Here is a 24,685-nt window from a genome sequence, read left to right on the forward strand (position 1 = left end):
TTGGAGCGACATATCGGGTTCGAACCGATGACCTATACCTTGGCAAGGTATCGCTCTACCAACTGAGCTAATGTCGCATCTTGCATGCTAATTTAAAACAATTGCTAAGGTATCGATTTCAACCCTATCAACTGAGCTAATATTGCATCATTTTCAACTCTACTGTACTTAAAGTACCGTAAAGTTGAGGCCGCATTATAGGAGAATTTCGCTGTACTGCAACCCCTTCTTGTAAATAAACTTACCGACTGATTAAATTTTAAATACTTTTTCGCGATAAAACTGTAATTCAGCAATCGATTCTTGAATATCCAATAGAGCTTGATGAGCATTCTTCTTCGTCAATCCTTTCATCACACTTGGCTCCCAACGATTCACAAGCTCTTTTATTGTACTCACATCAATATTACGATAATGGAAATATTTTTCCAGCTCTGGCATATATCGATTTAAAAATCGTCTATCTTGCCCAATGCTATTACCACACATAGGAGAAACCCCTGACGGTACATATTCAGATAAAAAAGCAATCGTTTCTTCTATCGCTTGCTGCTCGTTAACTTGACTATTTCTTACACGCTGAATTAGCCCCGACTCTCCATGATGCTTCTGATTCCATTCATCCATCAAGGCCAATTGTTCTTCTGATTGGTGAATCGCTAATACCGGTCCCTCAGCTAAAATATTCAATTCCTTATCAGTGACTATTGTTGCAATTTCAATGATTTTATCGACACTAGGATCCAGTCCCGTCATTTCCAAATCGACCCATATTAGGTTGTTGGCATCGGTAGTCATAGCATCCTCTTCATCTGTTTTCGCTAAATTTAGGCTTTTTTCTTTAAGACCGTGTATCATACTGCTTTATTTATACTCGTACCACTTTCCTGCAGTATCTTACATTGTGAAAGAAAATGAGTATAAGTGACACGACACCAGCCTTGTTAGGCTTAAAAACCTACAAACAAGTAAGCCTTAAAAATGATGAAGACTATTCTGTGAGCAAAAAAAAACCACTGAGCCATGGTCAATTACGCCGAATGCGGACCAATCATAAAAAAAAGCTGCAGCAACATGATACAGCTGAATCACCGACAGAATTGCAAGACAGTTCTTTAGGGATTGAACAACCTGGCACGATTATTTCCCGTTTTGGTCAACATGCCGATGTAGAAACACAAGATGGGAAAATCTCACGCTGTGATATAAGAAGAAATATTAAAAGCTTAGTGACTGGCGATAAAGTCATCGTAAGGTTATCTCAACATGTGAATCAAGGTAACCCAACGGCCATTGTCGGTGTCGTTGAAGCTGTACACCCGCGACACTCACAGCTATCACGACCTGATTTTTACGATGGCGTAAAAATTATTGCGGCTAATATCGACCAAATTTTTATTGTCTCCTCCGTCAAACCTAGCTTCACTACACAAATTATTGATCGCTACTTAGTGGCCGCTGAAGATACCGGTATCGCACCGATTATCATTTTAAATAAAATTGATTTGATCTCTCAAGAAGAAGCTGACGACATAGAAGCTGCGCTTCAACGCTATCGTGATATTGGCTACCCCGTCTACAAAGTCAGTAGCACATTAAACCATGGTGTAGATACACTACATGATTTAATGAAAAATAAAGTCAGTGTCTTTGTTGGCCAATCAGGTGTCGGTAAATCATCACTCATTAATGCCATCATGCCCGATGCAGAATTAGTTACCGGTGATATTTCTGAAAACTCCGGCCTAGGGCAACATACCACGACCACGGCTAAACTCTTACATATTCAGACAGGTGGAGATCTTATTGATTCACCTGGGGTCCGTGAATTTGCGCTTTGGCATTTACCTGCAGAACGTGTCGGTTGGTGCTTCATTGAATTTAGGGATTACCTCGGCACTTGTAAATTCAGAGATTGCAAACACCTCAATGATCCAGGCTGCGCCATTACAGCTGCCTACGATGCAGGTGATATTAGCAATGACCGCTATCAAAATTATCATAAAATCATAGCCAGCTTAGATGAGCAACGACACGCTCGTCATTTCAGAGTTGGCCCAGACGAATAAGAGCACAAGGATCAAACATTGGACAAGTTAAAAATTGCTTTACAGTACCTGTTACCCAAACACTTATTGTCACGCCTTGTGGGGAAACTCGCTAGTGCAGAGATGGGAGCAATCACCACTGCTGCAATCAAAGGCTTTATAAAAAAATACCAAGTCAACATGAATGAAGCTGCTGAGCCTGCACCAGAATCTTATCGCAGTTTTAATGATTTCTTTACTCGCCCATTAAAAACAGGGGCTCGCCCTTTACATGAGCAAGAAAACACGATTACTCAACCCGTTGACGGTGCAATTAGTCAGTTAGGTCCCATTAAAGAAGGACGCATTTTTCAAGCTAAAGGCCATGATTATTCTTCTTTAGCCTTATTGGGCGATCAAAGCGATGACGAAAAACGTTTTGTTGATGGGGATTTTGCAACGATTTATCTTGCCCCAAAAGATTACCATCGTATTCATATGCCCATTACAGGGACATTATCAAAAATGACTTATGTACCTGGCGATCTCTTTTCAGTTAATCCATTAACTGCGGAAAATGTGCCTGGACTTTTTGCTCGTAATGAACGCGTTGTAGCCATTTTTGAAACGGCCATCGGCCCCATTGCTATGGTGCTTGTTGGCGCAACCATTGTTGCTAGCATTGAAACTGTATGGGCAGGAACCGTCACCCCGCCGACAGGCAAAGATGTATTCACTTGGGACTATCCGACCTCAGGACCTGATGCCATCACCTTAGTCAAAGGTGAAGAAATGGGTCGCTTTAAATTAGGTAGCACTGTGGTAATGCTGTTTGAAAAAGATGCCATTGAACATTTTTCTGATGATCTTGCACCAAAATCTGTCACCCGTATGGGTGAGCACTTTGCGATAACGAAAGCGCGATAACTAAGATTCAATAACATAAAACACAGCTAAATACTGTTAGTCCCTTTTACACTTTTAAAGATATTAAGGGGCTAACGATGTAAGCTCCCACTCCCTCTTTCCTTATGTTACAAACCACAAAAAAACAACACAAAACCAACAATTAACACCATTAATCAACACTAGCTTCAACATCATCAAAAGTTCAACAAAAGTTGCTTAAGGATGATTTCTTTCTGAGGCGAACTTAGCTAGTATAAAACTTGTGTTTCTCAAATAATGCAGCCTCTTCATGTTTCGTGTTTTATTATTCATATTCTGCTTCATTTCTCTCTCTGCCTATGGCGCCGATCCTCTTCAACTAGATAAGCGAATAGGCATAACAGCTGATACAACCCAAACTCAAACAACAGAAGAAAAAGTTGCTTCAATACAAGCAGAAATCAATAAACTTAAAGTCACCGAAAAAAATGCTCAAGATCTGCTTAAAAATTTCAATGCACATAAACAAAGTCTGGCTGCTCAGCTCACCAGTGCCAGCATTAAGCTTTCTTGGTCAAACAAACAAGATCTTAATCAGCAAGCATCAATGGCCTATCTTCGCTTATCAGAATTAAAAGAAATTGAAGTTACTTTAGGTAATAAGATTAATGGGTTAATAAAAAGTAGAGACGAATTACCCAGTGAAATTACCGATGCCAGAGATAATTTACAACAACACCAAAAAAACCCTATCATTAACAATAAAAGTGCAGAAACCTCTTTATTATCAGTCCAAAGAACCCTATATGATCAAACGGTTTCAACACTTGAAGCTGAGCTTGGCAGTAGTCAAAAACGTATCGAATTAAACCAACTTCAACTGCAACTCGTCCGTCAACAGTTAGCACAACAAGAAGCATTGATTGAAGATCTCAATGCACAGATCGCAAAACAAAGACAACAAAAAACCTCTGCAGCCATTGCCGACAGTAAGATTCAAACGAATGAAAACACCAATCCATTTACACTACAGATCAGCCAAGATAATCAAAAATATGGCCTATTGTTGCAACAACTGACCAATAACATTAGTCTGATAGTTGGCCAACAAGAAAAAGCAGAGAAGCAATATCAAGTTCAAGCAAAACAATTATCGAGTATTCAACAACAAATCGGATGGATGAAACTCAATTCAGCTTTTGGTGAGCAATTTTTACAGATCTTACAGTCTTTACCTAAGCCACCTAACCAAGATCAGTTACAAACCCAAATTGCCAAAGCTCGGCTTGACCGTTATCAACTTGAACAAAGCCTCAATATTAACTCACAACAACTTTTACAGCTTGATAGCTTCACCCCTCTACAACAAAAATTGCTGAACTCACAAAAACTACTCTTAACGCAACTACTACAAAGCTATGATCAATATTTAAGTAAACTGGCCGATCTCAGGGTCAGTAATGAGCAGCTGACTCAACAATACTTAACCATAAAAAATACTTTAAATGAACATTTATTCTGGGTCCCTAATGCCACCAGCATCAGTAAACTTTGGGGAGCGGATCTGCTCCAAAGTTGGCGATGGCTAACCCAACAAGCGCCTTGGACACAATTAAAAAGCTCATTTAACGAACAAAATACCGCTTGGTCTTGGTGGATTATTATTTTAGTTTTAAGCTTAGTATTACAAGATATTCTCACCCCTAAATTTAAAGCCGCTGTGAGGCGTGATCTTGCCAATGTTGGCAACGTAACACAAGATAAGTTCATTAATACTTTTAGAGTCTTAGCCAACTCTATTGGTTATAGTTTTATTAAGCCGTCCCCCATCATCGTCGCAGGTATTATTTTATACGTATCCCCACATAATCTCGCATCTGCAATGGGAATGGCACTACTCTCAATTGGTCTATTTTATTTACTCTATCGCATGTCTTTTTTATTAGCACTTGATAAAGGCTTATTAATTAGCCACTTCAAAGGCCCTCGGGGACTCATTCGAACGAGCCAAATACGCTTACGGCAATTCGTCATTATGTCAGCCCCCTTCTTAGGCACCATGGGTTTTACACAAATTCTTGATAACTCACTTGTCAGAAACAGCCTTGGTCGAGGCGCCTTCATCATTTTTTGCATCATGTTATTTTGGTTTTACAAAGACATTCTTTCGCTATCGAAGCGCTATAGTCATACCCATCAAAATGACAAAAATAAGCGATTAATACAAAAGTTTTTGTGGATGATGTTAATGACGGTCCCGCCAGCATGCGCAATTTTAGCGTTCCAAGGCTACTATTACACCGCCTTTCAAATGTTGTTGCAACTCCAACTGTCATTGCTCTTTGGTTTAGGTTTCTTAATGACCTACCAACTCATAAAACGTTGGATGTTAATCGAACGGCGACGTATTGCTTTTGAAAGAGCCAAAGCTAAGCGAGCAGAACAACTTGCTCAAAGGGAAAAAGAAGGAAACACCTCCACCAGTAATGAACAACTCGAAACTTATGAAGAGCCAGAAGTCGATTTAGAAACCATTTCAAGCCAGTCTTTAGGATTAGTAAGATCATTATTGTTACTAGCGTTCATTGCAAGCTTAGTCGGCTTATGGACACAAACACATACAGCATTATTTTCGTTACTCGATGGTGTTACCCTTTGGACAAGTAATACCACGATTAATGGTATGGAGCAGCAATTACCTATTACACTAAAATCGTTATTGCTGGGCGTAATTATTGTCAGTTTTTCCCTCATGATAGCCACAAATTTACCCGGACTAATGGAACTCATTGTTTTACAAAAGCTCGATTTAAGTCCAGGAACCGGCTTTGCTATTACGACAGTAAGCCGCTATCTTGTTGTCTTTTTTGGTATTTTAGCCGGATTTTCCACCTTAGGAATGGAATGGTCTAAATTACAATGGCTAGTGGCTGCCCTTTCAGTCGGTTTAGGTTTTGGATTACAGGAAATTTTTGCCAACTTTATTTCCGGTTTAATTATCCTATTTGAGAAACCTGTTCGTATTGGGGATACTGTTACTATTCGCGATCTCACTGGTACTGTAAGTAAAATTCAAATAAGAGCAACGACTATCATTGATTGGGATAGAAAAGAAATTATTGTTCCTAACAAAGCTTTTATTACTGAACAGTTAATTAACTGGTCATTAAGCGATCCTATTACTCGCGTTATTATCGATGTTTCAGTGGCTCGTGATTCAGATCCCTCTCGCGTAGAAGCGGCGTTATATCAAGCCGTACAAGAATGTGAAGATGCACTAAAGCTACCCGAACCAGAAGTTTGGTTTGCTGGCTTTGGGCAACATACTCAAAATTTTGAAGTACGTGCATACGCCAAAGAAATGAGTGCTCGATGGCCATTACGCCATAAACTACATAAATTGATCACTAAAAAGCTTCGTGAAAATCAATTAGAATTGGCCTATCCTCAATTAGAAGTTCACCTTAATAATACGTCATTAAAAGATAGCCAGAACATTATTCGTACTTAAAATAACAATTTAAAGGCACTCATTTATGGAAATTTTTGCTCACAGAGGTGCCAGTGGTCATGCACCGGAAAATACGTTAGCCGCAATGAAAAAAGCTATCGATTTAGGTGCTAGAGCCGTTGAAATCGATATCCATAATGTTAAAGGTGAACTCTACGTCTATCATGATAGACGCCTTAACAATCCCAAGCTGCATCACCCTCTCATAGAACAAAGCGATATTAGTACAATAGAAAGTACACTCATAAGAGGAGAGCCCATACCGACTCTTTGGCAAGTTATGGAATATTTAGGCCCTTTTTCCTGTCGAGTCAATATTGAACTCAAAGGCTTAAATAGCTTGGCTCCCTTTATTAAAATTTACCCTAAACTCATCAGTGAATTAGGTTACTCCTCAGAACAATTACTAATTTCATCCTTCCATCATCCTTTCTTAGCAGAATTCAGGCATGCTTTTCCACAAGCATATATTGCACCAATTATGAGTGGTATTCCTTTATCACTCGCCAAGGTGGCCACCACACTCAATGCCGACTCGATTCATTTAAGCCTTAACTTTATCACCCCTGAAATCATTAACGATGCTCACCAAAGAGGTATTAAAGTATTTGTTTATACTGTGGATAATATTGATGATATGTCTGATTTATTACGAGCTGGTGTCGATGGGATTTTTACTAATTATCCTGATAAAGCCTTATCCTTATTCCCCCCTAAAAGCTAATTTGTTCTATACTTAAATCAAACTGACCGACAACCCATCATAAAGAGTCTTGTTATAAATTGAGTGTCCAATCAAAAAGTTATAATGAATGTCACTTCTCGTAACCCTTTGACCAAGGAGGGGCAATGAAACATAAGTTATTCTTGCTTACAAAAACCAACGTCAGTTATCGACAATTACTCACTTCATGCCAACTCCCCAATCTACAACTGCTCGATGATGATCCTATGAATGTACAAAAAGCTGATATTTGGTTGGCAGAGCCAGAATTAGCCGCCCCTTTATTACCCCATGCATACCAACTTAAATGGCTACAATCGACCTTTGCAGGTATAGAAGCACTAATAAAACCTCAATTAAGAAAAGACTATAAGCTGACAAATATTCGAGGGATTTTTGGCCCTTTGATGAGTGAATACTTATTTGGTTACTTATTAGCTCATCATAGACACCATGAAAAATATAAACAGCAACAATCACATAAAATTTGGCGACCTGCTAGTTTTAAAAGTTTACAAGGACAAACTTTGTTATTGCTGGGCACAGGCTCCATTGCCCAGCACATCGCTAAAACAGCCAAACACTTTGGTATGCAGGTAGTGGGCATTAATCGTACTGCTAAACCTGCAGCAGGTTTTAATAGTATTGATACCTTGAGTAAAATTAATCATTATTTACCCCATGCAGACACGATTGCAAGCATATTGCCTAATACAGCAGCGACTCAAAATATTCTTAATGAGGAAACATTAAGCCTAATCAAGCCCAATGCCGTTTTATTCAATTTGGGGCGAGGTAATGTACTCGATCTCGATGCTTTATTTAATCAGTTAAGCGAACATAAAAATCAACATGCTATTCTTGATGTTTTTAATCAAGAACCACTGCCTAAAGCACATCCTATATGGTCCCTCGCCAACGTCACCATCACACCTCACATTGCAGCGCCAAGCTTTCCTGAACAAGTCATTGAAATTTTTGCGCAAAACTATTCAAGGTGGATAAACAGCAAAAGCTTACTGCACCAAATTGATTTTGAAAAAGGCTATTGATATTTCCAGAGAATAGAGAAAAACAATAGAGCAAAACAAGCCACTCTCATCAGTTTTGCTCAAAATGCACCTTCATTATTCCAATCAGTTATTAGCAGTGATAATTATTTTCATTTACACTTAGATTATTTATTATCAGTGGAACTTTATTAATGTACGTCTGTATTTGTCATGCTGTCACAGATACCCAAATTAAAGAAGCTGTAAATCAAGGAGATAAATCCTTGACTGATGTCAAGCATCGCTTAGGTGTTGCAGATCAATGCGGTAAATGTGCAAAAATGGCTGTGCAAATAATCCAACAAGAGCGTGAACAAGCCACTAACTTTTATGAAGTCACAGATTAAATTAATTATAATGAGTGTTATCTAGATGAAAGAAGTGAATGCATAAAATCGGGCCGTGCTTTCAATAGCTGCTGCATTTCTTCTTTGTTAGGTTCCCCGGTAGGAAAACGCAATACTTGTCGATTTAAATGCCCTCTTGCTCGCATGGATATTTTATACTCGCATGTCGGACTTTGAATCGCATAGTGCTTTTGATTACCAAGACATTCTAATATATTACACATGACTAAACTTTTAACCGTCTGCTCTTCTTGGGGTAAAGTTAAAACGGTTTCTCCTTGTAAAAAAAACTCCCGTAATAGAGCCCTCTCACGACTATCCAGTAACGTTATTTTCTCGACAATGGATTCATTTTCGCGTTTCAAGTGAAGACGATCAATCGCTTCATCCAAACCATAATGAATAAGCCTTGTTAATAAATAAGCATAACTAAAAAGTAAACCAATACCCGCATAAGGACCAAACTGCAAAGACACACCTTCGAGCTGTATCAATGACAACATTGTGTCTGGTAACGCTAATAATATAGTACAGCTTATCGCAATCCATAACATAAGCGATAATAAACAGCGTTGATTAAATACCCTACTAAAAGAAAGCTGTTTCATCTTTCCCCTATCCTAATACTCTCACAAGAAGCAACGTTTGTCGCTTTTCTTGCTAATTTCATCAACACACGGCTCACAGCAATAAAGCCAAATGTTCCGGTGACGACAGTCACAGCACCAAAACCAGAAGCACAGTCCATGCGCATACTCCCTTCTGCTGTGGCTTTAGTGTGACAGACACTCCCGTCATTTTGTGGATAAACCAACTGCTCTGTTGAAAATACTGCTTCAATGCTAAAGCGCCGAGCTGTATTTTTAGAAAAATGATATTCACGTCTTAACACATTACGTACTTTTGCTAATAAAGGATCTTGATAAGTCTTTGCCAGATCAGCCACCTGAATCTGAACAGGATCCATTTGTCCCCCTGCTCCTCCAATCACCGTTATTGGCAATTTATTACGTTTACACCAAGCAATCAGTGCCGCCTTTGGCTTTACAGCATCAATACAATCAACCACATAATCAAGTGTTCCTCCCTGTTTTTTAGACATAAAGTATTCACTTAAATTTTCCACTGTAATAAAGTCTTCCACTTCATTCACTTTGCAATCAGGATTAATGCTACGTATGCGCTCAGCCATCACTTCCACTTTAGATTGACCTATGGTGTGTTTTAGAGCATGCAATTGTCTATTGGTATTAGTGACACAAATATCATCTAAATCAATCAACGTGATTTCACCTATACCACTGCGTGCTAAAGACTCCGCCACCCAAGTCCCCACTCCACCAATACCGACAACAGCCACATGAGAATAAGCAAATAATGTCAATGCCGGTTGCCCATATAAACGCCCAATACCTGCAAAACGATTCATATACGCATTCGAAATAATTTTAGAATTCAAAGTGACACCTACAGCCAAAACTAACACAATAATAAAACCGTATTTTATCGTAAAAGACGTTAAAAACCTAAATGCTATTTAACGATCACAATAATCAAGTTAGCTGTGACAGCTTGATGATAGCAAACTCAATTTAAATAAAGCAATGAATCAACATATTGACTAAAAAAGAATAAATTGAAAAAAACATAATAGAAGTAAAAAAAATAATGTAGACAGTTCAATAGTCAACCAACAAAGTTAGTACATCCAACACCATTTCCTCAATAAAAACCGTTAAAAATGAATAAAAGTTAATCTTATGCTGGAATTGTAAGCATAATCTATCGATTACTAAAATATAAATATAGAAAAAGTAACCTTTTGATAGAAAAAAAGTTTGAACTCTGCATTTTTTATCCTTATTTACCCAAAAAACCGCAAAAATAGATGTTTAATCATAATTAAACGTTAGTCTCATCCTGCCCCAAATAATACAAATCGAATATCTGTTAGCCACAACAACTGGCAAACTATATGATGAGAGTAATGAAGCATGAATAAAAAGCGATTATTAACCTCTATATTGGCAATGACCTCCTATTCAGTTCAAGCAGATGCCCCCACTTTTTACGGTAATATGGACGTAGCCATCGCCAGTGCAAATACGCCTTATGGTACTCGAAGTGAAAAAACAGGCACTTCATTAGAAAACTGGTCGACATTAGGCATTAAAGGCAGTGAACAACTGAATCCAGGCCTAAAATTACTCTATAAAATGAGTTTTCAAGTTCTCAATGCCACCACAGATGGCTCCACGGATCCCCTTAAGGCTTACAACACTTACTTAGGTTTAGAAAGCTTATATGGCACAGTTTTAGTGGGTCGAAATGATACGGTATTTAAATTTGCAGAAGGGGGTGTCGACCTTTTCAATGGCAGTAACGCCGATATTGATCGCCTTGTCGCAGGTCAAACTCGAAGTGCTGACGCCATTTGGTATTACTCCCCTAAATTAGCGGATCTAATCACTTTTAATGCCACTTACTTAATGTCATCTAATCAAAGTGTTGATACAAGTGCTAATGTTGGATCACAGTATGCTCTCACTGCTATTTTAGGTGATAAAAAATTAAAAGATCAAAATTTTTATCTCGCCAGTTCTTATAACGCAGGAATAGCCTCTATAGACGCTTATCGGCAAGTCGCTCAGATTAAATTAGGTAAATTCACATTGGGTGGCTTATACCAACAAACACAAAGCCTTAAAACAACAGAAAGCAATATGAAAGGTAATACTTATTTTATCAACCTTAAATATGACCTTAATGGCGTCAATTTAAAAGCTGAGTATGGTGCTGATACCTCAGGGCTTGGTGAATACTTTACTAATGCAACTGGTGGAACGAGCACCAGTATTGATAGGAGTGGATACTCCAACATAAACATGAGTCAAATAACAGTCGGGGCTGATTACATGTTGTCTGAGTCCACCAGACTCTACACACATTATATTATGTATCAAGGAAGCTATAAAAACTCGGGCACCAAAAGCTCATTACAAAATGATAATATTTTTACAGTCGGTATTGACTACAGTTTTTAATCGACAAATCAGCCTATTAACACAATAAATATTAATGATTGTTTTTAGATGAATATTTACTTTTAAATTCTGACAACAAATAAATTTTATTTATTCTAGAAAGAATTGAATGAGTTTAGTAATGTTTAAATTAATTTACAAAAATAAACTAATTATATTGTATTTTGTTTTAGTGTTAAATGCTAAAGCAAATGAAATTCAATTCTCTGGTGAAATAAACAGCTCAATTTCTAACTCAAATACTTCCTATGCAACACTCAGTGAGAAAAAAAATACATCATTAGAAAATTGGATTTATATCGATATAACAGGAAAAGATAAAATTAGTCAGCAAGTGAACATTATCTATAAAATAAGCTCATTAGTATATAACGCCACCCTCGATGGAAATGATACCCCCATCAGTGCTTATAATACTTACTTAGGATTAGAAAATCCATTCGGCACGGTGCTCATTGGACGGAATGATACTGTTTTTAAGTTTTCAGAAGGTAACATCGACCTTTTCAACTCAACCAATGCCGATATCGGTAATTTAGCTGCAGGTCAAACTATCAGTGCTGATGCTATTTGGTATTACTCACCCAAAATAATCAACTTATTTTCCGTTAACACAACCTATTTAATGGCTAAAAATCAAGATGATAATACTGTTAAGTCGACCTCTCAATATGCCTTCACAGCCACTTTTGGCGACAAAAGCCTTCTAGAACAAAACTTTTATTTTGCCACTGCTTACAATAAAGGCATTGATAGTATCAATGCTTACCGACAAGTTGGCCAAATAAAATTTGGAAAAATTTTTTTGGGGGGATTATACCAACGCTCTAAAAGCATAAAAATCAATGAAGAGAATATGAAAGGAAGCACTTATTTCATCACTCTCAAGTATTCTCTTGATAAAATTAACTTAAAAGCTGAATATGGTAGAGACACATCGGGACTAGGCTGGTACTTTACCAACGCAACTGGCGGTTCTTCCAGCTCCATTGACAGAAGCCGGTATTCAAATATTCTCGTCAAACAAGTCACTGTTGGGGCTGATTACATGCTTGCTTCATCTACACGCCTTTATAGTCAATTAAGCCTTTTTCAAGGGCACTATACTAATGCAAATATAACGAACTCATTAGAGAGTGACAAAATATTCACCATAGGGATAGACTTTAATTTTTAGTAAGTTAACTTTATTATTAAATAACAACTAAACCACTACTCAATAAAACGATACCAATTAACATTTAACCCACCAAGGTTAATAACCACCCCAAAAAGCAAATAAAAGTAAACATTCATCTCTTTATTTACTCAGCCAACAATCGTTAATAATAAACATGCTTTGTTACATATCATTTAACATTAAGCGTAAAATATATTATCCAGGTTCTTTTTTCACATCATTATAATGAATGTTTTGTTTTTTAATCTTGAATTTATTATCAATTAATAAATAAAGTTAGATTTTAAACACCAATATTCCTTATTATTCCTCTCCATTATTTTGGCTAATGTTCCAATCATTTTTTGTTACATGATATTTCTGAGAATAATAATGAATAAACTGACTTTATTAGTTCCTTTTTCATCAATGTTAAGTCTATTTTCTTTAATTTGTCACGCTGATGATATGACTTTTTTCGGGGAAATGAATAATTCAATCGTCAACTCCAATACAGATAATGGTACTCGCAATGATAAATCAGGCACTTCCATTGAAAATTGGGCCGCTATTGGTATTAAAGGTAATGAAGGCATCACAGACGATATTAGCCTCATCTATAAAATGAGTTTTCAAGTCAACAACGCTAGCACAGATGGTTCTAGCACTCCTGTTGAAGCATACAATACGTACTTAGGGCTTGGAAGTAATCAATACGGTACAGTATTAATCGGCCGTAATAATACTGTCTTCAAATCCAGTGAAGGAAATGTCGATGTATTTAATGGCAGTAATGCCGATATTAACAACCTTGTCGCAGCGCAAACCCGCAGCGCAGATGCAATTTGGTACTACTCACCTAAAATAGCCAATTTAATTTCCATAAATGCAACCTATTTAATGGCTGCAAACCAGTCCAATAATGACAATGTGGATCTTAATAGCCAATATGCACTCTCAACAACTTTAGGGGATAAGCACCTAATCAAACAAGCCTACTTTCTCTCCGCCAGCTATAATAATGGGATTGCTAATGTCAACGCATACAGAGGTGTATCACAAATCAAGTTAGGAGCCTTCACTCTAGGTGGTTTATATCAATACACTAAAAGCTTGATCACCACAGAAAGTAATATGAAAGGTTACAGCTATTTTTTAAATATTATTTATTCCTTTGATAATATTAACTTAAAAGCCGAATATGGTGCTGATAACTCAGGGTTAGGCTATTATTTCAAAAATGCAACAGGTGGAAGTACAACCGATAGAAGCCATTTTTCCAATGTAAAAATGTCGCAAATTACCGTTGGAGCTGACTATGTATTATCAAACTCCACAGATCTTTACACTCACTACACTCTCTATACTGGAAGTTATGCTAATACAGGGATCAATTATACCCTTGAAAACGATAATATCTTAACTGTAGGTGTCGACTATCATTTCTGATCACACCTTAATTTAGCTCTTTACATTACAAGGATGTTTATCTTTTAAGCTTTTTACCTTCTAAAACTTATGCCATTCAATTTTATCTTAACTTCCATACTCAAAATGCCAAAAGTAACAACTAAACAGTTAATGATAATATTAAATTAATATTATTCCACCACAATGAACACAAGAATAATCAATTGTTAAACCAAAAAAACTAAAGGTTAATTTAAAGCATAAAAGCAATAAAAAATGTTTTAACACCTGTCCCATGCTTAATAAAACGATAATATTCTTCCCCTAATAAATACAAGACAGGATGCTTGTAAAAAAATAATGGATAGATCTAGACGTTAAAGATTAATCAATGACAATTATAATTAAAAAGTTAACGCACTTTAACCCACTACTTTACATGCTACTTATGGTTGTTTCTTCATTTGCTATTGCGCAAGAACCTGAATTCTATGGCAGTATGGATTTCTCTCTTGCTGATGCGAGCACACCTTATGCAACTAAAAGCCATAAACAAGGAACCACAATAGAAAGCTACGCCACAATAGGTATCAAAGGAGGTTATGACATCTCAGCTCAGCGACGCATTATTTATAAGTTGAGTGTGAGTTTGTCAAACCCTAGCGTCGAAAATGAAAAAAGCCCTCTTAAAGCACATAATACTTACCTTGGCATCGACGACCCTCTTGGCACCATATTAGTGGGTCGAAATAATACTGTTTTTAAAAATTCAGAAGGTAATGTCGATGTGTTCAATGGTACCAATGCCGATATTAATAACTTAGTTGCAGGTCAAAGTCGCACTGGAGATTCCATTTGGTACTTCTCCCCTCGGTTTGGTGATGTCCTAGAATTTAGCTCAACTTATTTAATGACTGATAACAATCAGCACGATGTAGAGCATCCTCAGGCTCAATATGCCATCACATCAACCCTTGGTGATAAGAACTTTAGAAAACAAAATTACTATTTTTCTACCGCTTACAACAAAGGTATATCGAATGTCGACGCCTACCGCGGCGTTGCGCAATTACAAATCGGCGCATTCACCTTAGGGACTTTATTTCAACATACCAAAAGCTTGCAAGAAAATGAAAACAGCAGAAAAGGTAATAGCCACTTTTATAACCTCATGTTTTGTTATAACCGTATCAATTTTAAAGCAGAGTATGCAACTGACACTGCTGGGCTAGGTTATTATTTTAAGAATGCAACAAAAAATAAAAATCATCATTCAAATTCAACTGATCACAATAACGCATTTTCCCAAATCAAAATGAAACAATTCACAATCGGTGCCGACCATATGCTAATGGCCTCAACACAAATTTATGGCCATTATGTGCAATATAAAGGGCATTACCTTGATGCAAGCACGCCTGTGACCTTAAAAACTGACAATATTTTCACCATTGGCATGGAGCATGTTTTTTAACCTTTTTATTTAAATCATTCTTTTTCACAAGATCATGTATTTTCACCTTTGTTTTTAGGTCACCTATTTATGTTTAACACATTTTGCTTCACTGTATTACTCGCTTTATTTTCATTCAATATGATGGCGGATGATGAGCTTAACTTTTATGGTCGCCTCGATTTAGCCATAACCCATTCAACTAATGGTGATACAACACAAAATGGTAAATCAGGCACCCTATTAGAAAATAACTTTTCTAATATTGGCCTTAGAGGACATGAAGGGATCGCCCAACTGACAAAAATTATTTATCAAATTGAGTTTCAGGTTGAAAATACAAACAGTGATGGTGATAAAGATCCTCTTAAAGCAAGCAATACCTATTTGGGCCTGGAAAGTGAAACATTAGGTACTTTACTTGTGGGTCGCAATGACACCGTATTCAAGCAATCTGAAGGTAACGTTGATATTTTTGGTAATACAAATGCTGATATCGATAGGCTTGTTGCAGGACAAACCCGCGGCGCGGATGCCATTTGGTATTATTCGCCCAGCCTAAGCAACATTTTCAGTATCAATGCAACTTATCTCGTCACAGATAATAACCAAGCAGATATCGATAACCCAGAGGAACAATACGCGCTTAATATCATAGTCGGTGACAAAAAGTTGAGACAACACCAGTATTATCTAGGAGCCGCACTCAATAAAGGCATTGCAAACGTAGATGCATATCGAGGTGTAGTACAAATGACATTAGGGCAATGGACACTCGGCAGTTTATATCAATACACACAAAGTCAGCAAAGTAACGAGCAAAATATGAAAGGTCATTCATACTTTTTAAATGTAATTTATTCAATCAATGGGCTCAATTTAAAAGCTGAATTCGGCGCAGATACTTCAGGCTTAGGCAAATACTTTACTCGTGCGACTCGAACCAATAATGATACTGATAGAAGCCAATTCTCAGATATTAGCGTGACACAGCTGACTCTCGGTGCTGATTATCCCCTTTCGCAATCAACACTTTTGTATGGCCATATGGCAAAATATCAAGGTCATTACAAAGATGCTGGTACGTACATTGAACTTGAAAAAGATCATGTTCTCACGACCGGAGTGAGATATAACTTCTAACAAAATGCAAAAAACAGATAAAACTGACCTCCTTAAAAAGGATATTAATAAAATCAGTTTTATCTGTTTCACTCGTCCACAAAATATACTTTTTCAATTGAATAGCTTTCTCCACTCTAAAGGTCTAATAGATTATTCATTCAACTAGAGCCTTTGATGTTAATTTCTGCAAATTGTAAACCTAATCTTTTTCACCTGATTACCTATCTTTTATTGTCTATATCTTGCTTATTGCTGGGAAGCAGTATCTTAAATATGGGGCACCATCAACATTTTGATCTCATTATCGACCTTTTCTCAATGAGCCATTTATTTCCTGACAACCTCTATTATCGCTTAGCCGGACTGTGTTTCTTACTGGTAGGTAGCTTGTCACTGCTCACCTCATTCCTTCGACCACAATTACCATTAACCTGCTTACTTGAAAAGGGGATTTCCATATTGCTTATTTGTATGGCTATCCCTCCTTTAATCTCGCTGGTGAATAATGCCGTCTGGATAGCAGATCTTGGCGGCTTCCCTGCCATAGGGGCAGGACAAGGAATAATTAAATATTGGGCGCTATTGGCAATAGGGATCACGCTCCTTTTTCAAAATAAGCTCTCCAGTCAAAGCATTATTTGGATTAATTTTTCGCCCATTGCAATTGTTTTACTTTGGATTGGAGGAATGAAATTCACCGCCATAGAAGCAAACGGTATTCAAACCTTGATTGCAAGCTCACCTTTTATGTCATGGATGTACTCAATGTGGAGTATTCAAACAACATCTAATCTCATTGGTATTTACGATATTCTGGCAACACTTTTATTGTGCTTAGGCATTATTTTCCGGCAATTTATGCTTATTTTTATGTTACCCGCACTCATGGTTTTTTTAACCACACAAACTTTTATTTTTAGCTGGGATAGTGCGCTATCTTCTACATCTATCTTGACGACTGGAGGGCAATTTCTTATCAAAGATCTTTGGTTTATCATCAATTTAATATTTATTCTATTGACTCCACTACAAACTCAAAATAACTAAAAAAGCACTTCAAACACGCCATGCTAATCAATCACATGGCGTAATATAAAAAATAATTACTTTCTCACCATTCGATACACAGACTCCGTTAACCAAGGGACCTGTTTTTTAATAAATTTTGAATTGCTTCTTAACACATCCTCACAACTTAACCGTTCAATATCAAAGCCTGAAGCCATATTGTCTATAATCCAGTCATGCTGCACAGCAAATGGAGGGCCCGCCATAACCTCTTGAGGATAATCTAACGTGATCAGCAAACCTTGACTGCCTGAAGGTAATAATACCATTAACTTTTCAACATAAGTTAGCCGCAACGATTCTGGCCAAGCAATTAATGCTGCTCTATCATAAAAAGCATCAACAAGGCCTATCTCCTTCGGCGACAACGTTAGCATATCACCTTGAATAATATTGATATTATTCAACTCAAAATATTGATGTTCATTTACTTTTGTGGGAGTTGGAACCTTAAGCTCACCAAGATATTCAGCATAAAACTGAGTCACAGCTAATTCACTTAATTCACAGCCTAAAACACTATGCCCTATTTCACTCAAGTGACACATATCTAATGTTTTACCGCACAGCGGTACCAACACTCTGGCATCTGGCTTTATCTTGAGCTCAGACCAATATTTCACTAATAATGGATTGACTGCATCATTGTGAAATCCAATTTGCTGCTTCTCCCAGCGCTCATGCCAAAAACTTGCTTCCATAAATTACATTTCCTATAGCGATATCGCTAAATCAAGATGGGTTAACTTGTTACCTTCGCTTCCAATATTGATACAGAAAAACATAAACAGCGAGGTAAAGACTCGCTGCCAGTAACGACGCTAATGTGCCTAAATATATTCCCAACAAAGGATAAAACAGTAATACTGCTACAGCATAACTAATTGAAGCGCCAATACCAAATACGTAATTTTTAAGTAAAGTAAAAGCCACTCTGTTTCCATAAGTACTGTGGATCACTAATAAAAAAGGCGCAAATGTCACTGGAAAGCCTGATAACACTCCAGCCCACTTAACCCCGATTAATTCTGCTACGCCAGTAATGAACAATACGATACATGCAGCGACTAAAGAGCGATAAAATAGCACTTTGTGTGTCAATGCCACTTTATCTTTTATGCCATAATCACCCACACTTTTAAATAGACGGGCAGCAATGACAATGGCAATTACGGCTAACATCAATTGCATTAATATCGATAAGTCCATATCGATGAGGATATTTCCAGAAACTAGGAACGCCATTAATGCAGCCAATAAAGGCAGCCATATTCTTGTCTCCTGACACACTAAAGCCACACGATAATAGATATAGGCGAATACAATAGCAGACAAACTGCCTAAAATCGTATGATCCACACTGCTAACGGCAAATTGAGTCCCATTATCAAAACCTAAAAAGAAAATCACAATCGCCATGCCAGATGGAAATCCAGACAAAATACCCGCAATACGCGTACTGCTGTTTTCTGCAATGAACGCTAAGCCCATCACAACCAACAATGTTGAGATCACTTTAATTAGGATGATTTCAGCTAACATATTGCTTTCCCACTCCATAAACAAGCTTCACGCCTAAAGCGGCTTAAAGATCCAATAAAGATTCGAAATACGTCTAAAATAATAACTAGAGGCAAAATAACATAAAGGCGATAACATGATGCATATTCCTGCTATTGGGATGGGAACCTATCGGCTAACCGATCAAGTTGCCTTTGATTCAGTATCGATGGCGCTGAAAGCAGGTTATCGGCATATTGATACTGCTGCTATTTATCAAAATGAAATTCCCGTTGGCCAAGCTATTTCAAAAAGTGGGATCCCACGCGATGATATTTTTTTAACCACCAAAGTATGGATGAACAACCTATCAGCCAAAAGCTTTATCGACAGTGTCAAAGTCAGCCTTGATAATTTAGATACCAGCTATGTTGATTTACTTTTAATTCATTGGCCTTCACCTGACAATCAAGTTCCTATGTCTGAATACCTCTCTTTACTGGCCAATGCGAGAGCCATGGGATTAACACAGTATATTGGCGTATCCAACTTCACCATCAATCAAATGAAAACGGCAATGGATCTTCTCCCTCGTGAGCATATTCTCACTAACCAAATTGAAGTTCACCCCTATTTACAAAATAAAAAACTCATCGACTTTTGTCAGTCTCGCCACATATTGATCACCGCATACATGCCCTTTGCCGTAGGCCAAGCCCTTAAAGATGACACCATTTTACAAATCGCGAATCTGCATAATGCCACCCCAGCACAAATCATCTTAGCTTGGATGGATAACAAAAATTTAATCTCTATTCCTTCATCCTCGAAACAGACTAACCTTGAAGACAACTTACTGTATACTCAAGTTGAATTAACCAGTCATGAATGTAAGCTCATTGATTCACTAGATAAACATAAACGTATAGCCAACCCTGACTTTGCACCGGATTGGGATGAATGATATTGAATGGATGATAACCTAATTCAAGTAACGCTTATTTTCCCGTAACAAATGCAATAATTCATGAATATAGGCTTGCCTACGCTGTGAATAATGTACTAATCCATACACTAACTGTTCAGCCGTGGGCTTTTTCCCCCTAGCCACTTGTGTGGATCTGATTTTTCGAAATAAAAAATAAGCACCATTGACATTTAAATTATGCATATAAGCGATAACCGAGTCCTGCGTACTTTTAAAACGCTTCACTTCATAATAACCATGATTTGAAGGCGAACGAGGCATTAATCCACACCCTTTGGTATAACACCATTGACCAAAAAAATTATGCCCTTCTCGGGCAAAACGAGACGTCCCCCACCCCGACTCTTTTGCTGCTTGAATAAGCACTAAAGCAAACGGAATAGTCCCCACCTTATCCAATAACCCCATTAACGGTTTGACCCCTATCGAGGCCAATTTATATTGATATTGTTTTGCAAGACTTTGTATATGGCGTGCTTGAGCATGAGACAGATGATACCCTTTCACTAATTGCTGCTGCATCGATAATAAAAAAGTACGCTCAGTGTTTATTTTATGATTTTCTTTATCCACGAAGGGTCTTAAGTAATTAAAAAAAGCAGTTTTTTTCTGAATAACATTGGTTATTTTAGCAAAGTCCGGCATTGGCTTTTCATCATGTTTATTTGACCAAAATGGCAGCTCGTATTGTAACGCTAATGACTGAAAAGCCATCATTAACAAGCATAAAAACAACACGAGAGTCGTCTTAGACTTTGATGCTAAGCACAAAGGTAATTGTAATTTATTCAACAGCATGCTCATTCCCTATGACTGCTAGGACGATACTTCTTTATTTAACCATAGTGATAAACAGCCTATTTTTCACACTTAAGTGTATATAAAGTGCTCACTGAGACCTATGTCGAGACCCCTCATAACTATGCTACATTAAATGCGAGCCAATAATCACGTCATAGCAAAAGCATAAAACCAATCACTGTCAGTCTATAAAGTATTGTTCAATATTCTATTGCACAGGCATATTGACTCAACATCGAATTATTCGGGCACTCATTGACTCAAGTGCTTATTTATCCAGACACAATAAGGAAGCCACATGGACGATCACACCGATGTTGTATCAAATTCACATTCAGCCCTTGCTTTAAACACTCAGAGCCAAACTGATGAATATGATTTAAGTTCAATGAATTTTATCAGTAACCCTTTTGAGACCTATCGCACTCTTCTTCAACAGGCTCCCATTTATCAATCACCAACATCTGGACATTACTACATCTCTAAGCCTGACTATATCGAACATATTCTAAAAAATAATCAAGCCTTTTCATCCGATAGGGTCAATACCTTTACTGCCGCCTTACCACCAGAGCAAATTGCCTTCATTCAACCATTAATCAATGGCCTCTCAAAATGGTTATTGTTTCAAGATCCGCCCAAACATATGCCGCTGAGGCGTATAATTAATGCGTCTTTAAAGCACAAATTACTAATGGCAATTGAACCCGAGATCAAACAGCTCACTCAGCAGCTGATTCAAACCATGAAACAGGAGCAGCAAAATGACATCATTCAAGGCTTAGCTTACCCACTGCCAGCTTTAGTCATTGCGCGGTTACTTGGCGTACCAGCCTCTGATATTCATCTAATTAAAAAATGGTCTGATGATATTGCGCAATTCATGGGTTCCACCTTAAGTGCCTCCAGTGCCATCAAAGCTCAAGAAAGTATTATCGATATGGCCGACTATTTAACGAACATTCTCAATAATCAAACTGTATGTGAGTCCACAACGGTGTTAGGTAATATTATTCAATATCAACAAGATAGTAGCGACTTCACCCTCAATGATGTTATCGCTAACTGCATTATGTTGTTATTTGCTGGCCATGAAACCACCACCAATTTAATCAGTAATTTGTGGCAACAATTACAGAGCCACCCAAGCCAATTGCAACAGCTCATTGATAACCCTGCATTAATAAAACCTGCCATCGAAGAAAGCTTACGCTATGACGGCGCCGTTCATCGACTGGGTCGACTCATTGCAAAAGATACTCTCATCGGTAACACCTTACTTAAAAAAGGTCATCGAGTGTTCTTAATGCTCGGTGCGGCTCATCGCTGCCCAGAGCGCTACTCATCCCCCGATACATTTGATATTCATCGTAAACCCAAACAATTAGGCTTTGGTTTTGGGCCGCATATCTGCCCCGGCGCGGCATTGGGGCGATTGGAAGCTGAAATTGCCATCGCTGCTCTGATTGAGCACTTCCCCCAAGGTAGCATCATTGAACCACCTCAATATATTAACAACTTAGGCCTACGCGCCATGAAGTCACTTAAAATTAAGTTGTAAATTCAATAGACTAATGCTTCAAATCAATCTGTAAAAGCACCTCTTATGTTAGGTGCTTCATTTTCTTATTTGAATAAATGATCATACCCATACCCATACCCATACCCATACCCATACCCATACCCATACCCATACCCATAGCATTCATGATAAAATATATTTAATTCAATGGAATAAATATCAATATTAGGAATAAAACATGAAAAAATTAGTCATATTAGCTGCACTTTTCATCTGCGTGAATAGTGCTTATGCTGCTGGAGATATAAGTAAAATTACTAACGGAAAAATTGAAAATGTGCGAATAGATAATGATGGTAAGGGGATCATTCGTTTTAATAAAGACATTCTGAATATTACAAGTTGTGCTGATGAGTATTATCACAGCGCTTTTTCATTTAATGTCAATACGCCCGGCAGCCAAGCAATATACTCTATGGCACTCACCGCAAAAGCCGCAGATCAACCTATAATGGCTTATGGTACTGGCAGCTGTTCTGAATATTCGAACAAAGTCGAGAGTATCGATATACTCATCATTCAGTAAAAGCATCTAAAACAGTCGACTCAAGCTGGTTGACTTGATTGTTTAAACAGATTGAGTCTTTTCCCTTATTGGCGCTAATAACCCACATCAATAGCAAGTAAAATAACCTGAACTCGGGTTAATGAGTGTCAGATGTACATCTGATTACATTTAAAATCAAACCCTTAATTTGCTTGCTTGTTTTTATTTGTTTCACTTTCTGCTAAATGCCGATATTTTTGTCGATATCAAGGCGGGCGTTCGTGCCTAATAGCCCGCTATTAGTAGAAAGCACAACACAGATAGGGGCCAAAATAGTGATATTTAAGGACGCTGCTTATCCCGAGTTCAGGTTAAATAGCATTAAGCATCATAAACTTGAACCCAATCAACGATGGGGTATGTTCCATCACAGCCTTGAAGATAGATGTTGATTTTTTTATTCGACATGTGCGCCGCCAGCAACACACTAAATGCTTCCTTAGTATAATCGCCTTGTTTTAATATATATAAACCCAGAGCATCACTATCACCACCACAGTTTTCTGGATTTTTCATGATTTCATTAGTACTGAATTAGTGCTGAATTAGTACTGAAACTATCTATTAAAACCAAGGGCCCCGAACTGGTGTTCACATAAGTTTTACTGACTGGTTTTACTGACTGTCACCCCTTGCTCTTACTTCCAAGAAAGGGTATTAGCCATGGCATTCGTGTTTATCCCAATTGCCAAGAAACTCGCTAATATCGCACTTGATAATTGTTTTTTCATTACTCTTTCCCTATTTTTATTTCTATTTCAATAAAAAACCAGCAAGTACTATTTCATCAACGGAAAGTGCTTGCTGGTTATGAATAGCTTAATCTATGAGAAGCTATCTATTTCTATTTCTATTTCTACTTCTACTTAGGTTTTAAATGCTCAATATGAGGCAGCCAGTCCTAATTAGGAATTTGCTGGCATAAATCCTCATACAAGAAGAAATACTCGGCAATCACCGTATTAAATTGTTCCTCGTCATAAGTCCAAGGTTGAGTAGGTACACGCCAGTCATCCCAAGTAAAAATTTCACCGCGAGATAAACGCTCTGCCAAGGCAATATACTGATAGCCGCCGCCAACGCGTTTATTGTCACGCCACAAATTAATGTTGCAACATACCCATTGACGCATCTCCATCATTAAATTCATGTGAGGAAAGGCGGTTTTTTTCTCGTTTAACAAATAATAGCCCCCTTGTCCCTTGTAAAAGCGCACCGGATGCGGATACTGCGCGATGATGGCCCTCTGCTCTGTACTACTGAGTCTGGGGTTAAAATCGCCCTCACGTTTAGGAAAGCGTGCCAGTAATGATTGGTAACGCTCGGCTAAGTTAATCTGTTGTGCCGCCGCTATCATTTCTGATGACACTTCTTCTAACATAAACTGGCGCTGCTCTTCGGTTAACATGGTTATTTTTATCTTTTTTGTTGTTAACAATATTTATCACGGCCTTAAGGT

General features: G+C 37.7%; 23 protein-coding genes and 1 tRNA gene. 15 read left to right on the top strand and 9 right to left on the bottom strand.

Going from position 1 to position 24,685, the window contains the following annotated elements:
* Nucleotide 1 precedes the first annotated feature (1 nt).
* Together Q0976_RS15750 and orn are read right to left on the bottom strand one after the other, a co-directional pair.
* Nucleotides 2–77 (bottom strand) — tRNA-Gly (locus tag Q0976_RS15750).
* Nucleotides 78–252: 175 nt separating this feature from the next.
* On the bottom strand, nt 253–798 hold the full coding sequence (gene orn / locus Q0976_RS15755; protein ID WP_299494906.1) for an oligoribonuclease: 546 nt from the start codon (nt 796–798) through the stop codon (nt 253–255).
* Between the two features lie 200 nt (nt 799–998).
* On the opposite strand from orn, the gene rsgA reads away from it, so the two are divergent.
* The 6 genes from rsgA (at nt 999) to Q0976_RS15785 (ending at nt 8,549) form a co-directional block, all read left to right on the top strand.
* The gene (rsgA, locus tag Q0976_RS15760; protein WP_299494907.1) at nt 999–2,069 is read left to right on the top strand and encodes a small ribosomal subunit biogenesis GTPase RsgA; all 1,071 of its coding nucleotides are present in this window, start codon (nt 999–1,001) and stop codon (nt 2,067–2,069) included.
* Nucleotides 2,070–2,087: 18 nt separating this feature from the next.
* On the top strand, nt 2,088–2,954 hold the full coding sequence (gene asd, locus Q0976_RS15765; protein ID WP_299494827.1) for an archaetidylserine decarboxylase: 867 nt from the start codon (nt 2,088–2,090) through the stop codon (nt 2,952–2,954).
* Between the two features lie 271 nt (nt 2,955–3,225).
* A complete protein-coding gene (locus Q0976_RS15770; RefSeq protein ID WP_299494828.1) occupies nt 3,226–6,426 on the top strand; it encodes a mechanosensitive ion channel domain-containing protein in 3,201 nt (1,066 codons plus the stop codon).
* A 25-nt stretch (nt 6,427–6,451) separates the two neighbouring features.
* Nucleotides 6,452–7,150: a glycerophosphodiester phosphodiesterase gene (locus Q0976_RS15775; RefSeq protein WP_299494829.1), complete on the top strand. Its 699-nt coding sequence runs from the start codon at nt 6,452–6,454 to the stop codon at nt 7,148–7,150.
* Nucleotides 7,151–7,275: 125 nt separating this feature from the next.
* On the top strand, nt 7,276–8,202 hold the full coding sequence (locus Q0976_RS15780) for a D-2-hydroxyacid dehydrogenase (protein WP_299494830.1): 927 nt from the start codon (nt 7,276–7,278) through the stop codon (nt 8,200–8,202).
* A gap of 152 nt (nt 8,203–8,354) precedes the next feature.
* On the top strand, nt 8,355–8,549 hold the full coding sequence (locus Q0976_RS15785; RefSeq protein ID WP_299494831.1) for a bacterioferritin-associated ferredoxin: 195 nt from the start codon (nt 8,355–8,357) through the stop codon (nt 8,547–8,549).
* A gap of 17 nt (nt 8,550–8,566) precedes the next feature.
* Here Q0976_RS15785 and Q0976_RS15790 read toward each other — a convergent pair whose 3' ends face one another.
* Both Q0976_RS15790 and tcdA read right to left on the bottom strand, forming a co-directional pair.
* Nucleotides 8,567–9,157, bottom strand: a complete 591-nt coding sequence (locus Q0976_RS15790; RefSeq protein ID WP_299494832.1) for a superinfection exclusion B family protein — start codon at nt 9,155–9,157, stop codon at nt 8,567–8,569.
* Nucleotides 9,154–10,008, bottom strand: a complete 855-nt coding sequence (gene tcdA / locus Q0976_RS15795; RefSeq protein WP_299494833.1) for a tRNA cyclic N6-threonylcarbamoyladenosine(37) synthase TcdA — start codon at nt 10,006–10,008, stop codon at nt 9,154–9,156. The genes Q0976_RS15790 and tcdA overlap by 4 nt, the downstream gene beginning before the upstream one ends.
* A 535-nt stretch (nt 10,009–10,543) precedes the next feature.
* Between tcdA and Q0976_RS15800 the strand changes: the two genes are divergently transcribed.
* The 6 genes from Q0976_RS15800 to Q0976_RS15825 all read left to right on the top strand — a co-directional run bounded on the left by Q0976_RS15800 (nt 10,544) and on the right by Q0976_RS15825 (nt 17,787).
* Nucleotides 10,544–11,593 (top strand): porin, encoded by a 1,050-nt coding sequence (locus Q0976_RS15800; RefSeq protein ID WP_299494834.1) that lies wholly within the window; start codon nt 10,544–10,546, stop codon nt 11,591–11,593.
* A 121-nt stretch (nt 11,594–11,714) separates the two neighbouring features.
* Nucleotides 11,715–12,770 carry a porin gene (locus Q0976_RS15805; RefSeq protein WP_299494835.1) on the top strand — a complete coding sequence of 352 codons (1,056 nt, stop codon included), beginning with the start codon at nt 11,715–11,717 and terminating at the stop codon, nt 12,768–12,770.
* A 375-nt stretch (nt 12,771–13,145) separates the two neighbouring features.
* Entirely contained in the window at nt 13,146–14,201 is a 1,056-nt protein-coding gene (locus Q0976_RS15810; protein ID WP_299494836.1) for a porin, read from the top strand.
* 352 nt (nt 14,202–14,553) lie between these two features.
* Nucleotides 14,554–15,636 (top strand): porin, encoded by a 1,083-nt coding sequence (locus Q0976_RS15815; RefSeq protein ID WP_299494837.1) that lies wholly within the window; start codon nt 14,554–14,556, stop codon nt 15,634–15,636.
* Between the two features lie 69 nt (nt 15,637–15,705).
* A complete protein-coding gene (locus tag Q0976_RS15820) occupies nt 15,706–16,758 on the top strand; it encodes a porin (RefSeq protein ID WP_299494838.1) in 1,053 nt (350 codons plus the stop codon).
* A 255-nt stretch (nt 16,759–17,013) separates the two neighbouring features.
* Nucleotides 17,014–17,787 (top strand): DUF417 family protein, encoded by a 774-nt coding sequence (locus tag Q0976_RS15825; RefSeq protein WP_299494839.1) that lies wholly within the window; start codon nt 17,014–17,016, stop codon nt 17,785–17,787.
* 56 nt (nt 17,788–17,843) lie between these two features.
* On the opposite strand, the gene Q0976_RS15830 is transcribed toward Q0976_RS15825, so the two are convergent.
* Together Q0976_RS15830 and Q0976_RS15835 are read right to left on the bottom strand one after the other, a co-directional pair.
* Nucleotides 17,844–18,509: a thiopurine S-methyltransferase gene (locus Q0976_RS15830; protein ID WP_299494840.1), complete on the bottom strand. Its 666-nt coding sequence runs from the start codon at nt 18,507–18,509 to the stop codon at nt 17,844–17,846.
* Nucleotides 18,510–18,558: 49 nt separating this feature from the next.
* Complete coding sequence (locus Q0976_RS15835) at nt 18,559–19,350, bottom strand: hypothetical protein (protein ID WP_299494841.1); 792 nt, start codon at nt 19,348–19,350, stop codon at nt 18,559–18,561.
* A 115-nt stretch (nt 19,351–19,465) separates the two neighbouring features.
* Between Q0976_RS15835 and dkgB the strand changes: the two genes are divergently transcribed.
* The gene (gene dkgB / locus Q0976_RS15840) at nt 19,466–20,272 is read left to right on the top strand and encodes a 2,5-didehydrogluconate reductase DkgB (RefSeq protein WP_299494842.1); all 807 of its coding nucleotides are present in this window, start codon (nt 19,466–19,468) and stop codon (nt 20,270–20,272) included.
* A gap of 18 nt (nt 20,273–20,290) precedes the next feature.
* On the opposite strand, the gene Q0976_RS15845 is transcribed toward dkgB, so the two are convergent.
* Nucleotides 20,291–21,094, bottom strand: coding sequence for a glucosaminidase domain-containing protein (locus tag Q0976_RS15845; protein WP_299494843.1), 804 nt, complete (start codon nt 21,092–21,094; stop codon nt 20,291–20,293).
* Nucleotides 21,095–21,395: 301 nt separating this feature from the next.
* Between Q0976_RS15845 and Q0976_RS15850 the strand changes: the two genes are divergently transcribed.
* Together Q0976_RS15850 and Q0976_RS15855 are read left to right on the top strand one after the other, a co-directional pair.
* Nucleotides 21,396–22,658, top strand: a complete 1,263-nt coding sequence (locus Q0976_RS15850) for a cytochrome P450 (RefSeq protein WP_299494844.1) — start codon at nt 21,396–21,398, stop codon at nt 22,656–22,658.
* A gap of 199 nt (nt 22,659–22,857) precedes the next feature.
* Nucleotides 22,858–23,205 carry a hypothetical protein gene (locus Q0976_RS15855; protein ID WP_299494845.1) on the top strand — a complete coding sequence of 116 codons (348 nt, stop codon included), beginning with the start codon at nt 22,858–22,860 and terminating at the stop codon, nt 23,203–23,205.
* Between the two features lie 342 nt (nt 23,206–23,547).
* On the opposite strand, the gene Q0976_RS15860 is transcribed toward Q0976_RS15855, so the two are convergent.
* Together Q0976_RS15860 and Q0976_RS15865 are read right to left on the bottom strand one after the other, a co-directional pair.
* On the bottom strand, nt 23,548–23,742 hold the full coding sequence (locus Q0976_RS15860) for a hypothetical protein (protein WP_299494846.1): 195 nt from the start codon (nt 23,740–23,742) through the stop codon (nt 23,548–23,550).
* A 385-nt stretch (nt 23,743–24,127) separates the two neighbouring features.
* Nucleotides 24,128–24,664, bottom strand: a complete 537-nt coding sequence (locus Q0976_RS15865; RefSeq protein ID WP_299494847.1) for a hypothetical protein — start codon at nt 24,662–24,664, stop codon at nt 24,128–24,130.
* Nucleotides 24,665–24,685 lie beyond the last annotated feature (21 nt).

This window comes from uncultured Shewanella sp. (assembly GCF_947501665.1).
Taxonomy (GTDB): Bacteria; Pseudomonadota; Gammaproteobacteria; order Enterobacterales; family Shewanellaceae; genus Shewanella.